The sequence below is a fragment of the Marinobacter maritimus genome (assembly GCF_007671675.1).
In the GTDB taxonomy this organism is placed as follows: Bacteria; Pseudomonadota; Gammaproteobacteria; order Pseudomonadales; family Oleiphilaceae; genus Marinobacter; species Marinobacter maritimus.
Window position 1 is genome coordinate 609056 of sequence record NZ_VCGW01000002.1, and the last position, 16254, is coordinate 625309.

The 16254-nt window shown below is 55.3% G+C and carries 15 protein-coding genes and 1 other RNA gene; 5 read left to right on the top strand and 11 right to left on the bottom strand.

The features are described from left to right. Window positions 1–5 precede the first annotated feature (5 nt). The 5 genes from FFI90_RS09910 to FFI90_RS09930 all read right to left on the bottom strand — a co-directional run bounded on the left by FFI90_RS09910 (window position 6) and on the right by FFI90_RS09930 (window position 6641). The gene (locus FFI90_RS09910; protein ID WP_144777854.1) at window positions 6–773 is read right to left on the bottom strand and encodes a DUF3726 domain-containing protein; all 768 of its coding nucleotides are present in this window, start codon (window positions 771–773) and stop codon (window positions 6–8) included. Further along, window positions 770–2521: a hypothetical protein gene (locus FFI90_RS09915; RefSeq protein ID WP_144777855.1), complete on the bottom strand. Its 1752-nt coding sequence runs from the start codon at window positions 2519–2521 to the stop codon at window positions 770–772. Before FFI90_RS09915 ends, FFI90_RS09910 begins: the two co-directional genes overlap by 4 nt. Window positions 2522–2575: 54 nt before the next feature. Beyond that, the gene (locus FFI90_RS09920; protein ID WP_144777856.1) at window positions 2576–4132 is read right to left on the bottom strand and encodes a BCCT family transporter; all 1557 of its coding nucleotides are present in this window, start codon (window positions 4130–4132) and stop codon (window positions 2576–2578) included. Window positions 4133–4207: 75 nt separating this feature from the next. Further along, window positions 4208–5185 carry a dipeptidase gene (locus tag FFI90_RS09925; protein ID WP_144777857.1) on the bottom strand — a complete coding sequence of 326 codons (978 nt, stop codon included), beginning with the start codon at window positions 5183–5185 and terminating at the stop codon, window positions 4208–4210. A 16-nt stretch (window positions 5186–5201) separates the two neighbouring features. Beyond that, complete coding sequence (locus FFI90_RS09930) at window positions 5202–6641, bottom strand: aldehyde dehydrogenase family protein (protein ID WP_144777858.1); 1440 nt, start codon at window positions 6639–6641, stop codon at window positions 5202–5204. 105 nt (window positions 6642–6746) lie between these two features. Between FFI90_RS09930 and FFI90_RS09935 the strand changes: the two genes are divergently transcribed. After that, complete coding sequence (locus tag FFI90_RS09935; protein ID WP_144777859.1) at window positions 6747–7628, top strand: LysR family transcriptional regulator; 882 nt, start codon at window positions 6747–6749, stop codon at window positions 7626–7628. A gap of 17 nt (window positions 7629–7645) precedes the next feature. Here the strand turns inward: FFI90_RS09935 and FFI90_RS09940 are convergent, their stop codons facing one another. The 4 genes from FFI90_RS09940 to smpB all read right to left on the bottom strand — a co-directional run bounded on the left by FFI90_RS09940 (window position 7646) and on the right by smpB (window position 10889). Beyond that, window positions 7646–8302 (bottom strand): SDR family NAD(P)-dependent oxidoreductase, encoded by a 657-nt coding sequence (locus FFI90_RS09940; protein ID WP_144777860.1) that lies wholly within the window; start codon window positions 8300–8302, stop codon window positions 7646–7648. Between the two features lie 99 nt (window positions 8303–8401). Next, window positions 8402–8764, bottom strand: a transfer-messenger RNA (tmRNA) gene (gene ssrA / locus FFI90_RS09945). Window positions 8765–8851: 87 nt separating this feature from the next. Next, a complete protein-coding gene (locus FFI90_RS09950) occupies window positions 8852–10270 on the bottom strand; it encodes a WS/DGAT/MGAT family O-acyltransferase (protein ID WP_144777861.1) in 1419 nt (472 codons plus the stop codon). 139 nt (window positions 10271–10409) lie between these two features. Beyond that, window positions 10410–10889 carry an SsrA-binding protein SmpB gene (gene smpB / locus FFI90_RS09955; RefSeq protein WP_144777862.1) on the bottom strand — a complete coding sequence of 160 codons (480 nt, stop codon included), beginning with the start codon at window positions 10887–10889 and terminating at the stop codon, window positions 10410–10412. A 178-nt stretch (window positions 10890–11067) separates the two neighbouring features. Here smpB and FFI90_RS09960 point away from each other — a divergent pair, with 178 nt between their 5' ends. The 3 genes from FFI90_RS09960 (at window position 11068) to FFI90_RS09970 (ending at window position 13504) form a co-directional block, all read left to right on the top strand. Next, on the top strand, window positions 11068–12693 hold the full coding sequence (locus FFI90_RS09960; protein ID WP_144777863.1) for a sodium-dependent transporter: 1626 nt from the start codon (window positions 11068–11070) through the stop codon (window positions 12691–12693). Window positions 12694–12767: 74 nt separating this feature from the next. Then, the gene (locus tag FFI90_RS09965) at window positions 12768–13211 is read left to right on the top strand and encodes a type II toxin-antitoxin system RatA family toxin (RefSeq protein ID WP_144777864.1); all 444 of its coding nucleotides are present in this window, start codon (window positions 12768–12770) and stop codon (window positions 13209–13211) included. Continuing rightward, the gene (locus FFI90_RS09970) at window positions 13211–13504 is read left to right on the top strand and encodes an RnfH family protein (protein ID WP_144777865.1); all 294 of its coding nucleotides are present in this window, start codon (window positions 13211–13213) and stop codon (window positions 13502–13504) included. The genes FFI90_RS09965 and FFI90_RS09970 overlap by 1 nt, the downstream gene beginning before the upstream one ends. Here FFI90_RS09970 and FFI90_RS09975 read toward each other — a convergent pair. Then, on the bottom strand, window positions 13498–13824 hold the full coding sequence (locus tag FFI90_RS09975) for an outer membrane protein assembly factor BamE (RefSeq protein WP_144777866.1): 327 nt from the start codon (window positions 13822–13824) through the stop codon (window positions 13498–13500). The two genes, FFI90_RS09970 and FFI90_RS09975, sit on opposite strands and share 7 nt — an antisense overlap. A gap of 122 nt (window positions 13825–13946) precedes the next feature. Here FFI90_RS09975 and fur point away from each other — a divergent pair, with 122 nt between their 5' ends. Beyond that, window positions 13947–14357 carry a ferric iron uptake transcriptional regulator gene (gene fur / locus FFI90_RS09980; RefSeq protein WP_144777867.1) on the top strand — a complete coding sequence of 137 codons (411 nt, stop codon included), beginning with the start codon at window positions 13947–13949 and terminating at the stop codon, window positions 14355–14357. Between the two features lie 95 nt (window positions 14358–14452). Here the strand turns inward: fur and recN are convergent, their stop codons facing one another. Beyond that, on the bottom strand, window positions 14453–16132 hold the full coding sequence (gene recN / locus FFI90_RS09985; RefSeq protein ID WP_144777868.1) for a DNA repair protein RecN: 1680 nt from the start codon (window positions 16130–16132) through the stop codon (window positions 14453–14455). Between the last annotated feature and the right edge of the window lie 122 nt (window positions 16133–16254).

Below are 16254 nucleotides of genomic sequence, written 5' to 3' on the forward strand. Positions count from 1 at the left end.
TGTCCTCAGTCGGTGTCATTCGTGCCGGCGCCAGCACCCAGGCGTGAATCGTCGGACGCTTCCACCAGCATTTTTGTTGCCAGTGTTTTCAGTCGTTCCCACAGTGCGGTGTCCACTTCGATTCCTTCAACCAGTGAGCGCTCATGCCAGCTCGCCATGGCGTCACGATCCTGGCGTAGAAGGTTGTTCAGCGGCGCGTCAGGTTTCAGGTCTGGCAACAGGTTTACATGGTTCACCATGACCAGCGTTATGCCATCATTGGGTTCGGTGTCGTCTGGTGTTGATGGCAGGCTGTACATACAGATTTCCGGTTCGGCCTCACCGGATCTAAAACTCACCAGAATTTCTGTCAGAGGCTCATGGGCATTGCGCCAGAACGCCGTTACGCTCATGTTACGACGGGCAATGCGCGACAGATATCCCACAATCAGCATGCGATTGTGGCAATGGCGGATTTTGGTGACCGAAAGCCCCCGGGCCCTGCATTTTGCGTAGCCCAGTTCAATCGCCAGGCTGGCATGGCCCAGTATCGTTTTATTGTGAGCATCCACAACGCACAAGTCCGCGTCCTGGTAGACCAGCTCAGGGGGCTGTGACTTGTCTTCGTTAAGCAGGAAGTCCAGGCCCTTTTTTAGCGCTGTAATGCCGCCGAGCCCATGAGCCTCCATCCAGGCGACTACGTCTGCCGCATCGTTGGCATCGCCATCGTCAAATCCAATACCACTGAACGCTTTTCGGGATAGCCCCTGCAGTTCGTTGAATGAAACTTTCACAGTGCGCCACCTTGTAAAGTTTGACCGCTTTCGCCGGCTTCGATGACGGGCTCCAGCGGGAAACCCCAGTCATCCAGCTTTTCCGGCGACAGTTCGTGGTTGCTCAGCTCGGCAGACAGCGGCGCCCCCTGAAACAGGGTAATACGCACCCAGCGGTCGGATTTCGGATCAAACCGGCTGGCGCCAAAGAACGACAGTTTGGTTCTCAGCAGGTGCATCGGTTTCATGTCCCGGTGCCACAGATTCGCGCGAATTTCACCGTAAGGTGTTTCGCCGAGGGTCTGAATTCGACGCACACACTCCTTCTGCTCCGGATGTGCCATGAGAAACTCCACCACCATGGCGTTTGGGCTGCGCTGCAAAAAACGCTCGAGCTTGGCGTGGCAGCGGCTGATCCGGGGGCCAACCGCCAGCGCGGTTTCCTTTTCGGCTCCGGATTCGGCTCCGCGAATGCCCAGCCTGGGCTCTTCTTTTTCAGCGGAGCGATACCAGAACCAGAAATTATCGTCTGGACAGTCTTCGCGGTAACTCAGGGCCCAGTCAAACTTGCGCTCAATCAGGTCTTTCAACTGCCGGGCTTTCATATCCGGCTGCAGATCCATGGACTCCTGGCATCCGAGTTCGTCTTCAAGGCCGTCCGGTAATTCCGGGTAAAGCTCTATCAGCATGGTGTTAATGAGTTCCTGGGTTTCCAGGGAACAGTGCGAGTGGGCCCAGGTGATAAGCTCTTCGTATAGCGCATGGTGAGCTGGAGTGCGATCCAGCCAGTCTATGACCTCCGCCACAGAACCGACGGTTTCCTGGTTGCGGAGCGTCTGGTCTCTGTCTTCGGTTCTGGTCTGCTGCAGGTGTTTTAGCGCGCGGGCCATCAGTGCGCGCAGCTTCGTATGAGTTTGCTCGTTGGCAGGTTCTAACCTGGCACTGGCGAGTGCCCGTTCTCTGCCGTAAACCCATTGCTGAATCAGTTGCGGATGGTTAATAAGAAAGGGCGCCATACCTAGCCCTGTCGAGTTGCCAACACCGAGATAGCGTTGCAGCTCGGGGTGCAAGGGTACGGCCTGTTCTGGTGACTGTACCCTTGCAAGGTGATTGAGCTGTTCAATCGAGAACTGACGCAGTACATAGACGGCAAGCATTTGGGCCGCAAACGGGCGGTTAAAGTCCGGATTGCGCTCAAGCCGGGCAAAGTCGGCGATGCCGAATTTGCCGTTACCGTACACTGCGGTGGTTCTGTAAAGGTAGCCCACTGAGGTCAGCCACGCAGGGTTCGGCTGTTGGCCGGTCGCCAGCGAGGTTGCAAACTGGCTGAAGTTACGCAGGCTTTTGTTGGCGCGTGAGAGCACGAGAACTCTCGGATGCTGCCGCCCCGCCTCCTGTAAAGGCACGTTGGCAGCCATCTGCTCCAGTAAAGAGTCTTCTGCTTCACCTTCAACGACGGCAAAGGTGACATCCCAGGCTTCTGCAATCACCCGGTCGGAGCGTTGCTCCGGTGCCAGGTCCCGCGAAAAAATCACACAGTGGTAGCAGTGGCCTGGTGTTGTGATGCGGTAGACCGCAAGGCCGTGGCCTTTGGAGTCCAGATCAAACACCGTGTTCGTAATCTGCCATCGTTCTGTGATCATTTTTCGCATCAGCGATCTTACAAAGCTGAGCCTGCTGGCAAACATGCTGCCAAGTCGTTCCAGCTTCATAACCTCGCTCGCGGGGCGCAGGTTGTTCGGTGCGGATGCAGAGGTTGCTGAAATCATGATGTCACCCTTGCCTGTTCACTTTGTTGTTGTCAGGCGAATATTTTCAGGTTGCTAGGAGATGAGTTTCTGCTCCCGCGCCATGGCATAAGCCGCTTTGGGGCCAAGCCACAGTGAGGGCAACAGAACCAGTGAAACCGGAATCGCCGTTATCACAATGAACTGCTGAAGTACGCTTATCTGGCCCGCTCCCATATACAGGAGGATGGCCGCCATGCCTGCCATAGCCAAACCCCAGAACGCCCGTACAAAGGTGTTCGGTTCATCGTGGCCTGAGCTTACCACCGCAATGGAATAGCTCATGGAATCGCCTGTGGTTGCAACAAATATCGTGGTCAGTACCAGAATGGCCAGTGCCATGAACGCGCCGCCCGGAAGAGCCTGGGCAACCGTGAGGGTGGCCACATCAAAGCGGAAGTTGTTCAGGGCTTCAGCAAGGTCGATCACGCCAGTCATCTGATAGTAGATGCCTGAGCCGCCCAACAGGGTGAACCAGATGGTAGTGGCAATGGGTGCCATAACGGCCACTGCGAGAATCATGTCCCGGATGCTTCTGCCACGGGAGATGCGGGCAACGAAGATCGCCATCAGCGGCGCATAACCGATAAACCAGGCAAAGAAGAACACCGTCCACCACTGCATCCACCAGCCGGGGGCGGTTTCAGCGGTCATGGTCGCCATGTCCATAAAGGAGGACATGTACTGCCCGATACTTTGGAAGTAGGTGTTGGTGAGGAACAGAGTGGGGCCGAAGATGAAAATGATGGCGGCAACTGCCAGCGCCAGGAACACGTTCAACCGGCTCAGGAACTGGATGCCACGGTGAATGCCGGTAACCGCAGAGGTTACGTAAATAATGGCGAGAACCACCAGAATGGCCATTTGCGTGCCCAGCCCGTCGGTCAGGCCGAAGAGTTCGCTGAGCCCGAAGCTCATCTGGGTAGCCAGAAAGCCGATAGGACCAACGGTGCCCGCAACCACCGCAATAACGCAGCAGGCATCGACAACACTGCCAAGCCAGCCACTCATTACACGCTCACCAAATACCGGGTAAAGCAGGGTTCTTGGCTGTAGTGGTTTGCCCTTTACGTAGTGGGCGTGTGCCAGCACTATGGCAGCCAACGTGCCCAGAACGGCCCATGCCAGGAAGCCCCAGTGCATGAACGATTGCGCCAGAGCATTAGAAACTGCGGCTGCAGTGCCGGGCTCTGAGGTGAAGGCCGGTGGTGTCACAACAAAATGATAAATCGGCTCGCCCGCAGCAAAAAACACGCCGCCTCCCGCAAGCAGAGTGCACATGATTATCGAGAGCCAGCGAAACGTGCTCATTTCCGGTTTGTCCAGATTGCCTATTCTGGCTTTTGCCGCAGGCGTGCAGGCCAGCCCGATCGCAATAAAAAAGGTAGCCAGTAGAAGCATCTGGAAGTAGGTGCCAAACACTTTGGCGGTCCAGGCAAAGCCGTTGCCAATAAGGTCGGCCACGGCTTTGAGATCGAACAGCGAGAAGCCGACGAACAGAACAATGAAACCCACGCTGAGCGCCAGTACCACCGGGTCACCAAGCTGGGCGATGGAGTAGTCACCGCCTGACTTGAGGTTGTTATCCTTCATAACGCTTACCTATAAGTTTGGGCCCCGTTGTTTTTCACTGTTGCCAGGCAACTTAAGTGCTGTTGCCACGTGCGCTCAGCTCAGTGTCCGGGTGCCGCTTTCTAGTTGATTCAGCCAGTTCAGGCCCATGATTTTCTCTACCTCTGTTTCGGAAAATCCCTTTGTCCGAAGCCCCTCAATAATTGCCGGGAAGTCGCGATTGTCCTGAAACCACGTAAGCGGTTCAGGCCAGCCGGCATTGTTTTTGTCGCCTTCGCCGTAGTCCATTTGCTTCGACCATCGACCGTTACGCATCCACTCCAGCACAGAGCGGGGCTGACCTTGACACAAATCAGTTCCAATACCAATGTGGTCGATGCCCATAAGGTCGGCGGTATCGGCCACCATGTTGCAGAAACTCTCCAGCGTGCAGTCTGGTCCGTCTTTGAGGTGGAATGGGTAAACCGAGAACCCCAGCAGCCCGCCGTTTTCGGCTATGGCTTTTAGTACCCTGTCAGACTTGTTACGTTTCGCCGGATGAAACGAGGCGGGATTTGCGTGAGAAATAATCACCGGCCGATTCGATAGCTCTATCGCATCCAGCGTGGATCTTTCCGAGCTGTGCGACATGTCGATGATCATGCCGACCCGGTTCATCTCTTCAATCGCCTGACGCCCGAATCGGGTGATGCCGGTGTCGTCGGATTCGTAACAGCCAGTCGCCAACAGGCTCTGGTTGTTGTAGGTCAGCTGCATGATCATCAGACCGAGCCGGCGCATCACCGCAATCATGTCGATGTCGTCTTCAATGGGTGAGCAGTTCTGCGCGCCGAAAAACACTCCCACGCGACCGCTTTCACGGGCGCGCTCAATATCTGCTGCCTCATAGACCGGCATGATCAGATCGCTGTGTTGTTCAAAGCGCCGGTTCCAGTCGCCAAAGCGTGACAGGGTTTCACGGGTGTTCTCGTGGTACACCAGCGTGGCGTGCACGGCAGATACTCCACCGGAACGCATCTGCTCAAAAATCTCACGGGACCAGTTGGAATACTGAAGTCCATCAATAGTCAGCATGGAGCTCGCCCTCACATCAGGCCCGCACGTAGCAGGTTTTAACAACAGTGTAGAACTCGCGGGCGTACTGGCCCTGTTCGCGGGGGCCAAAGCTGGAGTTTTTACGGCCGCCGAAAGGTACGTGGTAATCGGTGCCAGCAGTGGGCAGGTTTACCATCACGCAACCGGTTTGAGCCCGCGCTTTGAAATCGGAGGCGAGCTTGAGGGAGTTGGTGATAATCCCCGCTGTAAGCCCGTACTGAGTATCGTTAAGCGTGGCCAGTGCGGTTTCGTAATCGGCAACCCGGATCACGCAGGCAATAGGGCCGAACACTTCGTCACGGTTTATTGCCATCTCGTTCGTGGTGCCAGTGAATAAGGCCGGCGCCATGTAATACCCATCAGTTGTGGTTTCAACGCGCGAGCCGCCGAAGGCAAGGGTGGCGCCATCGGCTTTGGCGCGCTCAATCCACGCCAGGTTGGAATCCAGTTGGCGTTTGTCGGCAATGGGGCCGATCTGTACGCCGGCCTCAAGCGCGTGGCCAACTTTGGCCTGCTCAAGTCTGGCTTTCAGTTTTGCAACGAACTCATCATGAACGGCATCGGTCACGATCAGACGAGAGGATGCGGTGCACTTCTGCCCGCTACCGGAATAGGCACCGTTAAACGCGGCTTCTACGGCAAGATCAAGGTCGGCATCGTCGAGCACGATCAGGGCATTCTTCGAGCCCATTTCAAGCTGGCATTTCACCAGATTGCCCACGGTGGCCGAAGCGACCCTGCGACCCACTTCAAGAGAGCCGGTAAAGGTAATGGCCTGCACATGCGGGCTGTTGATCAGGGTTTCGCCGGTTTCACCACCAGAGCCCATCACCAGGTTGAAGGTGCCTGCGGGCAAATCCTGCTTGCTGATGATCTCGGCCAGTGCCCATGCGCTGGCGGGTACAAGGTTGGCCGGCTTGAATACCACTGCGTTGCCAAACGCCAGCGCCGGTGCAATCTTCCAGACGGCTGTGGCCATGGGGAAATTCCAGGGGCTGATCACGCCTACGACACCCAGCGGTTCACGCCGTATATCGATTTCCACGCCCGGTCGAACCGAATCTGCACGCTCGTCAATCTGGCGCAGCACTTCTGCCGCGTAATAATGGAAAAACTGACCGGAACGGTAGACTTCACCTTTGCCTTCCGCCAAAGGCTTGCCTTCTTCGCGGGACAGCAGTTCACCCAGCTCCTCCTGACGCGCAATCAGCTGGTCGCCAATCGCCATCAGAATCTTGTAGCGTTGCTCAAGGCCGCTTTTGCTCCACTGTGCAAAACCCTTTTGTGCTGCGCTGATGGCTTCGTTGGTTTGCTGGGCGCTGGCCTGATCGAACTCACCAATAACATCGCTGAGGTCTGACGGATTAACGTTAGTGATGCTGGTGTCGCCGGTTACCCATTGGCCATTGATATAAAGCGGGTGAGAATTGGTCATGAATGTCTCCTTATTACGATGCCCTCATGGTAACGAAGGTGGCATAATAAGAATAATCAATAATAAAGATTAAACGATAAGCTATCTTTATCATCTGGAGGCGTCGTGTCAGACCTGAAAATCCAGCAGTTGCGGTACGTCATCACAGTTGTCGAGGAAGGCAGTTTCCACGGCGCAGCCAGACGACTGCACAGAACGCAGCCAGCACTTTCCATGGCAGTGCGTGAACTGGAGCAGCGCTTGGGGCAGAACCTCTTTGAGCGGGGTTCAAAAACCAGGCTCACGCCTTTTGGCGAATACTGCATGCCCCGGTTTCGTGATCTGGTTGGCGTACACGACCGGATGGTGAAGGATGTGGTTAATCAGGCAGAGGGCACCCAGGGGCATATACACATAGCCACGGTGCCCTCAGTTGCCAGCCGAATCATGCCGGCTTTGCTGGCAGAGTTCATTGGCCGCTACCCGGATATAAAAATCAGCCTGCACGATGAAAACGCTTACTACGTATGCCAGATGGTGGCCCATGGAGAGGTTGATCTTGGTGTTACCAGCCTTTGGCAGCGCGAGGAAGATCTGGAGTATACCCATTTGTTCGAGGACAAAATCGGCGTTGTGTGCCGCCAGGATCATCCTCTAGCGGCCCTTGAAACGTTGGGCTGGCAGAGTCTGCAGGGCGAAAAACTGATACGCAACGGCACCTCCAGGCTGCTGATGAGCACTGCCGCTGCTGAACTGGTCGAAAACAGTGCCTTCTACATATCCAACATGATTTCATTGATCGCAATGCTGGAAGCCGGCGCCGGAATTACAACCCTGCCAAGGCTGGCCTTTCCCGAATACAACGCCAATCTGCGCTTTATTCCACTACACGATCCAGAGGTAGTGCGCCGGATAGGTTTGGTGAAAGCAGCCAACAGAACGCTCGCGCCAGCGGCGCAGGCGATGCAGGCGTTTTTGCTTGAGAAGTTGCAGCAGGGCGCTGACTGACTTCGCCTGCGGGGCGCTTACAACTCGCAGTTGGTACCGTCCCAGGATTTAAAGCAACCGGTCTCGGATAATCTGAGCTCATCGATCTGTTTCCGCAGCCCTGGTATGGCCTCTTCGAGGGTCAGCTCCGCTGAGTCGCCTCCCATGTCTGTGGCCACCCATCCCGGATGATAGATGCCGACCGCTATGCCTTCACTTTCAAGACTCACTGCCAGGTTCCGCCCCAGGTTAATGGCTGCTGCTTTGGATGCGCGGTACATTAGCCGGTCACCGACCGGTGAGTTCTGTGATCCCATCTGGCTGGCAATGATGGCGATTTTCGCGACCCCGCTGGCGTCTTGGCTGGCCCGTAGGTTTGGCAGCATCGCCTGAACCATCAGGAAGACACCGGTTACATTAACGGCAAAAGATTGCGCCCAGTCTTCCGGTGCGTACCCCGTTTCCAGATCGTCGGATTTATCCAGAGAAACGCCGGCATTGCAGACCAGAGTGGAGATTGGGCGCCCATCCAGACGCTGTGCAAATTGCTTGATGCTGGCGGGATCGGCGACATCGAGCGGCTCCATGCCCGGGGAGTTTCGGGCCGTTTGTATGACCTTTTTTCCTGCCTTTTGCCACTCCACTGCTAAGGCGCTGCCTATGCCACGGTTGGCGCCTGTAATGAGTATCGACATTTGAGAATCTCCTTGGCCCTATAGAGCCTAATGAAAGCGCAGCTTTAGGATACTATTTCAGGCATTAAAAAAGCCGCCCGAGGGCGGCTTTTTGTCGTTTGGTGGAGACGGCGGGAATTGAACCCGCGTCCGCCAGCACTGTGCCTTGAGATCTACATGCTTGTGTCCTTCTATTGATTTAACCTCTTGCGACCCGAAGGCCAGGGTGCAAAAGGCGAGTTCTTTAAATCTTAGCCGTTAGACAGTGAACTCTGTATAACGGAGCATCCCGTAAGCGATGACGTCCTGAGATGTAGCTCTGGGCTACGGGCGACCCAGTCAGGACGACTAGCAGCTTACGCTGCTAGTGAGTAGTTTTCGTCGTTTGCGACTATTGCGTTGCAGCTTTGGATTAACGAGATTGGCTGCCATCTCGACATGCACCCAAGGGTTCGCCACCAGCGTCGAAGCCATGTCGTCCCCTTACTCACAGTATATGTGGGCGCCTCGCTTAACTTCAAGGCTTCTTTGTTGCTGTTTCTCAAAGGCAAGCATGCAAGGCTCAGTATTTCAGCTTGCCTGGCGCTTTATATTCTCGTGCCGGCCCGCTAATGCCGCATGGCGTAAGGCTTCGAAGCTTTCGCGGAAGTAGCCCATCACGGCATTCGGGTCTGCGTGAATGGCTTTGTCTACCGTAATGCCGAATTGCACGGTGCCAGCGTAGCTGAAAATGCTCATGCCAATACCGATATTGCCACTTTGTGGAACCCAGAACATGGGTTGTATCAGTTTGCTGCCGGCCAGATATACCGGCTCCTTGGGCCCGGGCACGTTGGTGAGTACTGCTGAGGCTTTGTTGCTCAGTAAATCCAGCGCTCTCCGTTCCAGAATATCCGGGCCCCGCCCAAACAGGTCGAGCAGGCTGTAGGTAACCTGAGCCTGATAGGACTGTTTGAGGCGGGTCATGTTTTCCTGAACCTGTCGGAAGCACATTACCGGGTCAGCGATTTCCACGGGCAGGCATACCAGAACCAGGCCAAACTGGTTTCCCAGGGTTTCGATGGGTTGGTTGAGCGGCCGAAGGTTGAAGGGCACCGCGACGCGGATACCACACTCCGGAATAACTTCCTTGCTCGCTTTGAAGTGCCTGTGCAGCGCACCCGTCGCCGCGCAGAGCAGTGCGTCGTTGATGGTACCGCCCAGCGCTTTCGCGCAGGCTTTTACTTCCGCCAGGTCCAGCGGTTCCGCCCAGGCAACTTGTTTGCGCCCTGAGAGCGGGCTTTTCAGGCAGGTTTTCGGCTCGAAAGGTGAGAGCCCCAGTTTGAGCAGGTCCGCAGCAACGCCGCTGGCAGTGCTAATCAGCTTCAAAGGGTAGTTGGGTTCTTCACGCACGGATTGAATAAACAGCCTGGCCTGGTGCGTTGCAGTCTCAGTAGTATCCAGAGCGCGGTGCAAAAACTTGCTGATGGTTGAGGATTTGTTTTGCTGCCGAGGCCGGGGCGGAAGCGTAGTTTGCTTGCGGGGCTCCGGCGTCTTGTCGGTCAGGGAGAGAAGTACTCGCACCAGCGAAATACCATCGGCAATGCAGTGATGGATGCGGATCAGAAGTGCACAGCCGCCATCGTAGTTATCAATATAGTGAACTTGCCAAAGGGGGTGTCGCAGATCCAGAGATGTGCTGTTGAAATCGCTCGTCAAGGCCTGAAGCTCTGCTTGACCGGCTTTTCCCGGAAGTGCAATCCGGTGCAGGTGGTTGTCGATATTGAAGAGAGGGTCGTCTTGCCAGTAAACCTTGTCACCTTCATCGACAACCCTCTGGCGGAACCTTTGAAAGCGAAGGAAACGATCATTAAGGAGGTGTCTCAGCCGGTTGAGGGCAATGGGTTTGTCAAATACCAGAACCGTTGAGATCATCATCGGATTGCTTGGGGTGTCCATACGCAACCACGAGCGATCAACAGCCGCCATCGGAATCCGCTTGGGTGACATAACCCCTCCCTCTGAGGTGTGCCGTAACCCGGCAGTATAAGCAGGGTAGAAAACGGCGCATAGAGGAAGAGTATGCTACACAAGGTGAAGTTCGCCCATGACTCGGGTCAGAAAAATTGCCGCTTGTAATGGCTACCGGTCAGGCATTTCCTTCACGCAGGATGCGCTGCTTTTGGCGGTCCCAGTCGCGTTCTTTCTCCGTAGCGCGCTTGTCGAACAGCTTCTTGCCTTTCACCAGGGCGATTTCGCACTTCACTTTGTTCTTTTTCCAGTACAACGCCAGAGGTACACAGGTTTGTCCGGCCTGACTCGTTTCCCCGATCAGCTTTGCCAGCTCTTTGGCGTGCAGCAGCAGTTTGCGGGTTCGGGTGGGGTCAGCAATAACGTGGGTGGACGCCGTGGTAAGTGGCTCAAAGTGCCCGCCCAGCAGGAACGCCTCGCCGCCTTTCAGCAGAACATAGGCGTCGGTGATCTGTGCTTTGCCAGCTCGCAGTGATTTCACTTCCCAGCCGAGCAAAACCATCCCCGCTTCAAAGCGTTCTTCTATATGGTATTCGTGCTTCGCCTTCTTGTTAAGGGCGATGGTACCGCTTGGCGTACCGGCTTTTTTCTTGCTCATGAATCAGTTATCCGGGTTCGGACGAGTGAACGGGCCGACCAGACTCAGGTCGGCAAAACGCGCATTGTAGCCCAGGAGTGCCAGATTGGTCACGAAATGGCCGCCGAAGGCGTTGCAGGTTCGTATGTAATCGAGTCCTTCGGCTACACTATCTGACCAGACTCTTTCAGGGGCGCAAATGCCTACGCCGTATCAGACACATATCGGGTCGTTTACCCGAAAATCAACCTTTTTCTGGGCTGCAGTAGGCGCAACTGTGGGTCTGGCCAATCTTTGGCAGTTTCCCTATCTGGCAAGCCTGCACGGTGGTGGCTTGTTTATTTTGCTTTATCTCGGGTGTCTGTTACTGGTCACTTTGCCCCTGATGGTTACCGAAGCTTCGATTGGCCGCTACGCTCGCCATGGCATCGTGCTGGCGATGGATGGGTTGATACGCAGTGCGAAAAGCTCAAGAGTCTGGATGGCAGCGGGCCGGTTAAGCGTGCTGGCTGCCTTTGTTGTGTTGTCGTTTTCTGCGGTATTTGGTGCCATCGCACTGGCTTATGTTTTTTTCGGTGCTTTAGGCCGGTTTTCGGGCGCGAGCCAAGTAGAGGCCACCGATGTGTTGGCCGGGCTTGTTTCTGACCCGAGAGCGTTTCGCGAGTTTATGGGTTGGCATGCGTTTTTTTTGGCCATGGTGCTTTGGGTGTCCGGGCAAGGTGTGGTTGGGGGGCTTGAGCGGGCCTTCAGAATTGTGGTGCCAGGCACGCTTTTACTTATGCTCGCGTTGTTTGGGCTTGCCGCCTGGCACGGCAGGATTGATGGCGCGATCAGTCAGATTCTTGAGATGCACCCGGAAGATCTCACTTGGGCCTCTTTAAGAGCCGCGCTATTCCATGCGTTCTTCACGCTTGGTCTTGGAATGGGGGTGTGGGCTGTTCTGGGTGCCTATACCACGCCGGATACACGCCTGAAGCGATCCATTCTGGCCGCCGTATTGATGGATACATTGGTGGCGATTCTGGCCGGGTTGATGATTTTTTCCATGGCTACGGAAAGCCATATTTTTGATGGCGAGCGCGGGTTCAGTCTTCTGTTTGTCTCGCTTCCGGTTACGCTTGCGCAGCTCCCTGTAAGCCAGTTCGTTATCGCGACGGTCTTTCTTATGGTGGTAATGATCGTATGGTCGACCGCGCTGGCTTTGCTGGAGCCGGTTGTTGGCTGGTTTCGCGAATGGACAGGCGCGCCTAGGGGCTTGTCTGTTGTATTGGTGGGTCTGGCAGTTTGGCTCGCAGGATTGGCCTCCCTGCTATCGTTCAACGTGTGGGCGGAATACCGGGTGGGTGGGGCGACCGTTTTTCGCTGGCTGGAACTGGCAACCGGGGGATTGATGATTCCTCTGGTGGCGATTCTCATTGCGCTTTTTACCGGTTGGTGTCTTACACGCAATCTTTCGAGAACCATGCTCGGAACGGCGCCGAAGCTTTTTGGTACAATCTGGTTCTGGGTGATGCGCCTGGTGTTACCTTTGGTAGTTGTTTATATCGGCATCCATTACACCGCGGCTTCATTGGCAAACCTTTGCGACAATGGCAGCAAGGCATTCTGGTGTGAGCAGGCGCCGGGTATGGTTTTTCGGGGTGAGGGGGAGACGCCCGTTGAGGCCGCAGAGGCGGACGCAAAAGACGCAATCGAAGACGGAGTTGATGAGCAGCCCGGGGGGTTGCTCCCAGCAGATCAGCCGTCTGAAAGTGAGCCCGATGAACAGCGATCGCTCCCTGAAAATGCCCCTAAAGACGACGATATCCTTTATCATAGCGTCTGATTGCAGCCTTATTGGCGCTATAAGCGCCTGCAATCATTTTTAAAGCGTGTTTGTATGCAGGACAACCGGTTCCAATGCCCCATCAGATTGATAAGACAGCCCTGGTTATGCACTCTGCCGAGCGCATGTTTCACCTGGTTAATGACATAGCCCGTTATCCGGAATTTCTTCCCTGGTGTGCAGGGGCCGAGATTCACCACGATGGCCCGGAACAGATCATGGCGTCGTTGGAAATAGCCAAGGGCGGCGTGCGCCATAAGCTCACTACGCGCAACCAGCTACTGATGCCAGAAGCCATTGAAATGAACCTTGTAGACGGTCCATTTCGAAATCTCACGGGGCGCTGGCACTTCAAGGCGCTCAATGAGAGTGCCTGTAAGGTGATCCTGACGCTGGAGTTCGAGTTTTCAGGTTCGCTGTCGCGCATGACCTTTGGCCCGATATTCAATCAGGCGGCAAACACTATGGTCGACGCGTTCTGCCGTCGCGCAGACGACATATACAAGGGAGGCGCCTGATGCCTCAGGTTGAGGTGGCGTATGCCCGGCCAGACAAGCAGGAAATCGTCCCCGTGCAGGTGCCCGAGGGTGCAACTGCCGTTGAGGCGGTCAAATTGTCAGGCATTTGCGCGATCTTCCCGGAAATCGACGCAGATTCCATAGATATGGGGATATTCGGCAAGGTAATTAAAAATCCCGCTGATCATGAGCTGCGCGACGGAGACCGGGTGGAGTTGTATCGCCCGCTCCAGATTGACCCGAAGCAGGCGCGCCTGAACCGGGCCAAAAAGAAATCCGCTTCAGATCAGTAGGCTGGCGTTTCTTCCAGAAGCTCGGCTTCGTGATGCGAGTAGCGGTCGGCGTCGTAGTGAACGATGATGCGCTGTTCTTCGATATCACCGCCGCGGCGCTGGAAAGTGTACACATAGTATTCGCGGGAAGGGTCAACCGGGTTCAGCATCAGAGGGCTGCCGAGCAGCGCCTGAACCTGGCTTCGTGGCATGCCTTCGTTAAGCTTGGCTAGCTCTTCTTCGGTAACAATGTTGCCTTGCTGGACGTTGATCTTGTAAACGCCCGGGAAAGCACAACCAGACAGAATGAGAGTGAGAATGAGAGCTGTGAGCTTTTGCATCGCCGGAGGAAATCCTCTATCTTGAAATCGCCTGCCAAGGGCAGGTGTGGCACGGGTTAACCGTTAAATGGCGGCTTCATCATACCGGAAGCCGTGAGGCACACCAAAGAGTGAATAGTAACATGTCATCTGAAAACGCCGAACTACGAAAAGTCGGTCTCAAAGTAACTCTGCCAAGAGTGAAGATCTTTAACATCCTGGAAAACGCCAAGGATCATCATCTTAGTGCCGAGGATGTGTACAAGCGGCTTCTGGATCAGGGTGATGATGTGGGTCTGGCCACCGTATACCGGGTATTGACCCAGTTTGAGACGGCGGGTCTGGTTTTACGTCATAATTTTGAAGGCGGCCATGCGGTATTCGAGATGGCAAGCGAAGATCATCATGATCACATGGTTTGCACCCAGACAGGTCAGGTGATTGAGTTTGTCGATGACGTGATAGAAGAGCGTCAGCAGAAAATTGCCAAAGAGCATGGCTATGAAATAGTAGAGCACAGCCTTATTCTCTACGTTAAGCCCATAAAATCTTAAGCGCTCGGCGCCGAAAATCCCATAAAAAAGGGGCAGGCCGTTAAGCCTGCCCCAATAGCTCTCAGTGTCGAGAGGGGGAAGTGGTTGCCATCACGTCAGTGATGGGTTGCCTGTCCTTTGGAAAACATTTCTGTCGCGTGGGCAATGGTATGTTCAGTCATATCCACGCCGCCTAACATTCTTGCAACTTCACTGATTCTTCCCTGATCGTCCAGAGACTCGATTTTCGAGAAAGTCGCGTCCTGTTGAGTGAATTTGCTGACAAACAGATGTTGGTGAGACTGGGCCGCAACCTGCGGCAAGTGAGTTACGCAGATAACCTGGCCATTGTCTCCCAGAGATCGAAGTAATTTGCCAACCACCTCTGCGGTGCCGCCGCCAATACCCACGTCAACTTCGTCAAATATCAGGGTCGGGGTTGTCGATGTTTGTGCAACCACTACCTGGATCGCCAGGCTGATTCGGGACAGTTCGCCACCGGACGCGACTTTGGCAAGAGGTCTTGCTGGCTGCCCGGGATTGGCGCTTACCAGAAACTCGATTTCTTCGAGCCCGTGGGGTGCTGGCTCGTCCTGGTTGTTGCGGCTCAGGTGGGTAACAAACTGAACTGCGGGCATGCTCAGCTGGGCCAGCTCACCGGCAATGCGCTGATCTAACTGCCCTGCAGCTTTGGCCCGGATGCCTGACAGTTTGCCTGCGAGTTCATTAAAGCCGTCGCGCCGGCTTTCCAGTTCCGCTTCCAACTTCTCCAGGCTGCCCTCGCCGCCGTCCAGCTCTGCCAGCTCTGCGCTTTGCCGCTTGTGAAACTCCGGGAGTTCCTCGGGGCTGATACGGTGCTTGCGTGCCATCTGGTATATGGCGCTGAGTCTGTCTTCAACTTCAGTCAGGCGCGCGGGATCTGCTTCGTAGTCATCGACAAAATGGCGGAGGTTATCGCCAGCCTCGCTGATCTGGATTTGCGCTTCGTTGAGCATCTGGATGGTGTCGGCCAGCGCGGGCATTTCAACTGGCAGCTGCTCAAGCTGTTGCAGTGCCTGGTGTAAGAGTCCTGCGGCATTGGTTTCATCTTCGGTGCACAGCAGGGCTGCCTGATGGCTGCTGTGAAGAATTGCATCGGCCTGGCTAAGTTGCGCTTGTTCTTGTTCCAGTTGCTCCTGCTCGCCGCTTTCCAGCGCAAGACGGTCAAGCTCTTCAACCTGATAGCGCAGCAGTTGCAGCTTGGCTTCAGATTCTTCTGCATTCTGCTGGCGTTCGAGCAATTTTGTGCGGATCTGGTTCCACGCCTGCCATGCTTCGCGGGTCTCGCTGGCAAGGTCTTCTGCGCGCGCGAATTCGTCAATCAGTTTGCGGTGGGTTTCCTTACGCAGGAGAGATTGGTGCTGGTGCTGGCTGTGAATGTCCATCAGTAGCCCGCCCAGATCTTTCAAGTGCGCGAGCGGGCAGGGCTGGCCATTAATGTAGGCCCGTGAGCGCCCGTCTTTACTGATTACACGGCGCAGGATGCAGTCGTTGTCGTCGTCCAGTTCGTGGCTTTCCAGCCATCGCAGTGCCTCCGGGATGGCAGAGACATCAAAGGTTGCGGTGATATCTGCACGCTTGGCGCCATAGCGCACTGCTCCGGCGTCGGCGCGCCCGCCCATGGCAAGCCCGAGAGCATCCAGCACAATGGATTTACCCGCTCCCGTTTCGCCGGTGAGGGCTGTCATGCCTTTGCCGAATTGCAGTTCTACCCTTTCGGCAATCGCGTAATTGGAAACCGTGAGCTGTGTGAGCATGCAGATAACCTCCGCTCTTCAAAATATACTGTTCGTACATACAGTGACTGTGAATATATACAGGGATTTTCGGCTTTGCAAACATCTGGGTGGGATTTTTTCAGGAATACAAGTGTTGGTGG